This is a genomic window from Novosphingobium rosa NBRC 15208 (assembly GCF_001598555.1).
Classification (GTDB): domain Bacteria; phylum Pseudomonadota; class Alphaproteobacteria; order Sphingomonadales; family Sphingomonadaceae; genus Novosphingobium; species Novosphingobium rosa.
On record NZ_BCZE01000158.1, the window covers coordinates 1 to 2,801 of the forward strand.

The following is a 2,801-nucleotide window of genomic DNA, read 5'->3' on the forward strand; positions in this document are numbered from 1 at the left end:
GTAACCGTCCGATTGGTGCCGCCTGCCGGATGGCGCGATAATCTCTTAGGAGACGGTCATAGCGACGTCGCTAACGACGTCTCTTGATCGGGGATAGCGATGAGGGCGGAGATACTGGGTCAGGAACGACGGCGCCGGTGGACGGACCAGCAGAGGCTGGAGATCATCGGGTCCGTCGGCGTCAATGGCGCGACGCTGGCAGAGGTGGCCCGGCGCCACGATATAACCCGACAGCAGATTTACACGTGGCGACATGATTTGAAGAAGCGCGGGTTCTTGCTGGCCCCACCGGAGCCAGTCTTTCTGCCTGTGGAGATGCCTGCCGCTCGGAGCCCTGAAGTTGCCCACAGCGCTAACCCAGGCGGGACGTGCATGGTTGAGCTGCGCCTGACGCAAGGCCGGACTTTGCGATTTGGAAGCGACATCGAGGCCATCGCCCTGACCCGGCTCATCCGCTGCGTGGAGGCGGCGTGATCGGGCCGGGAACTGGCGTGCGGGTTTATCTGGCCTGCGGCGTCACTGATATGCGCAAAGGCATCTCTGGCCTTGGTCAGCTGGCCCAGACGGTACTGCGACAGAAACCGACAAGCGGAGCGGTGTTCGCTTTTCGAGGACGTCGCGGTGACAGGGTGAAGCTCCTGTACTGGGATGGGCAGGGATTTTGCTTGTACTACAAGGTCTTGCAGCGTGGCCGTTTTCCTTGGCCCTCAGCGGCGGACGGGACTGCGCGGCTGACCTCGGCGCAGCTCGCGATGCTCTGGGAGGGCATTGATTGGAGGCGCCCGAATTGGGGCGCACCGCCTACCCATGTGGGCTGATTTTTCTTCCTGAATCTGGCTGTTTTCATGGATATTCCTGCCGCTGGCTGGTAAGCAGGATCATGCTGAGCGCGGCGCAAAATCTTCCCGAAGACCCAACTTTGCTGAAGGCGATAATCGCCGACTTGCAGGCGGAAAACGCGAAGTTGGCGGCAACGGTCCGGGTGCATGATCTGGTGGTTCAGGCTCTGCGTCTGCGTATTGCCAAGCTGAAGAAGCAGGCCTTCGGCAAGTCCTCGGAAAAGATCGAACGCGAGATCGAGCAGCTGGAACTGGCGCTGGAAGATATTCTGGTCGCCGCGGCACAAACCGCCGCTTTGCCGAGTGATCCCGAAGAGGATGAGACCGCTGCGCATGTAGACAGTGCACGGGCCATGGTCCGGCGTCCGCGCGTTGCGTCCGACACGCCGCGCGAGCGAAAAGAACTCGACCCGGGCAGCGCTTGTCCCGATTGCGGGGGCGAGTTACGCCTCGTCGGCGAGGACGTGAGCGAAATCCTCGAGATGATCACAGCCAAGCTGAAGGTGATCGAGGTAGCGCGGCCGAAGAAGTCCTGCCGCTGCTGTGAGAAAATGGTGCAGGTGCCGGCTCCGAGCCGCCCGATCCCAGGCAGCATGGCCGGAAGCAGCCTGCTTGCCTACGTGCTCGTCTCAAAGTTCGACGATCACTTGCCGCTGTACCGGCAGAACGAAATCCTTGCCCGCATGGGCGCTGACATTCCCCGCAGCACGCTGGCTGACTGGTGCGGCAAAGCGATGCGAACCCTGCAGCCTCTGGTCGAGCGTATTGAGGCTTCGGTCCTGGCCAGCACCGTCATTCACGCCGATGATACACCGATCCAAGTGCTGGATCACACAAGGCGGGCCAAGGGGCTCGGTAAGGGCGTGAAGCAAGGCAGGATCTGGGGTTATGTCTGCGATCAGCGCCCGTGGAACGGGCCGGCACCGCCGGGTGTGGTCTATCGCTTTGCCCCCAACTGGAAGGCGGAGCACGTGCAAAACCACCTTTGCAATGCGAGCGGCATTCTCCAGGCCGACGCCTACAAGGGATATGCGAAGCTCTATGAGCCCGGCGCGGACGGCGAACCGCGCTTCCGGGAAGCTGCCTGCTTCGCGCATTGGCGGCGTGACTTCCACGACATCTGGAAAGCAAACAAATCCCCGATAGCGCGAGAAGCCCTCGATCGCATCGGCCAGTTGTACGACATCGAACGCGAAATCGCCGGGAAGCCTGCCGATGTTCGGCGTGCCGTGCGCCAAGAGCATAGCAAACCCAAACTCGAGGCATTGCGCGCCTGGGCCGAGCAGCAACTCACCCGCATCCCCGTCAAGGGCGACCTGGCCAGCGCCATTCGTTATGGCTTGGGTCGCTGGCACGCCTTCTCACTGTTTATCGAAGACGGGCGTGTCGCCATTGATAACAATGCCGCTGAGCGAGCCGTGAGACCTATCGGTCTCGGAAGACGTAACTGGCTCTTCGCGGGCTCCGAAGCAGGCGCTGAAACCCTGGCGCGGGCCATGACGCTTATTGAAAGTGCAAAGATGAGCGGACTCGATCCCCAGGCTTATCTCGCCGACGTGCTCGGCCGTATCCATGATCATAAGATCAACCGGATCGAGGAATTGCTGCCTTGGAACTGGGTGCCCTTGGTGCCGTTGGCAGAGGTAGCCTGATGGCCACGATCACCCATGTGCACACACTGGCTTATGCTGCCGAAATGCTCGGCGAGGACGTGGAGCTGTTGCAAGCCATCATCTGGAGCGGCGACAATCTGACATACGGAGCGATCATCAGCGTTTACACTGGCCCGGATGAGACCATTACGGCGCTCACCGACGATGGCGTCGACGAATTGTCAGATATGCTTCGAGAAGCACGCCGCACCACCCAGACCTGGCACGGCTTCCTCGATGCCTTCGTCGGCGACCCCGAACTCGCCACGCGCTTCAAGGCCCAACCACCGCGGTAACAATCGGACGGTTA

Annotated in this window: 4 protein-coding genes; all 4 read left to right on the forward strand. The window is 61.3% G+C overall.

Annotated features, from left to right (window positions below; genetic code table 11):
* Positions 1–99 precede the first annotated feature (99 nt).
* The gene (tnpA, locus tag SR3_RS32875; protein WP_068095075.1) at positions 100–474 is read left to right on the forward strand and encodes an IS66-like element accessory protein TnpA; all 375 of its coding nucleotides are present in this window, start codon (positions 100–102) and stop codon (positions 472–474) included.
* Positions 475–491: 17 nt separating this feature from the next.
* Complete coding sequence (gene tnpB, locus SR3_RS31025; protein WP_407668230.1) at positions 492–818, forward strand: IS66 family insertion sequence element accessory protein TnpB; 327 nt, start codon at positions 492–494, stop codon at positions 816–818.
* A 62-nt stretch (positions 819–880) separates the two neighbouring features.
* Positions 881–2,491, forward strand: a complete 1,611-nt coding sequence (gene tnpC, locus SR3_RS30110; RefSeq protein ID WP_068095079.1) for an IS66 family transposase — start codon at positions 881–883, stop codon at positions 2,489–2,491.
* The gene (locus tag SR3_RS30115; RefSeq protein WP_068095082.1) at positions 2,491–2,787 is read left to right on the forward strand and encodes a hypothetical protein; all 297 of its coding nucleotides are present in this window, start codon (positions 2,491–2,493) and stop codon (positions 2,785–2,787) included. Before tnpC ends, SR3_RS30115 begins: the two co-directional genes overlap by 1 nt.
* Positions 2,788–2,801 lie beyond the last annotated feature (14 nt).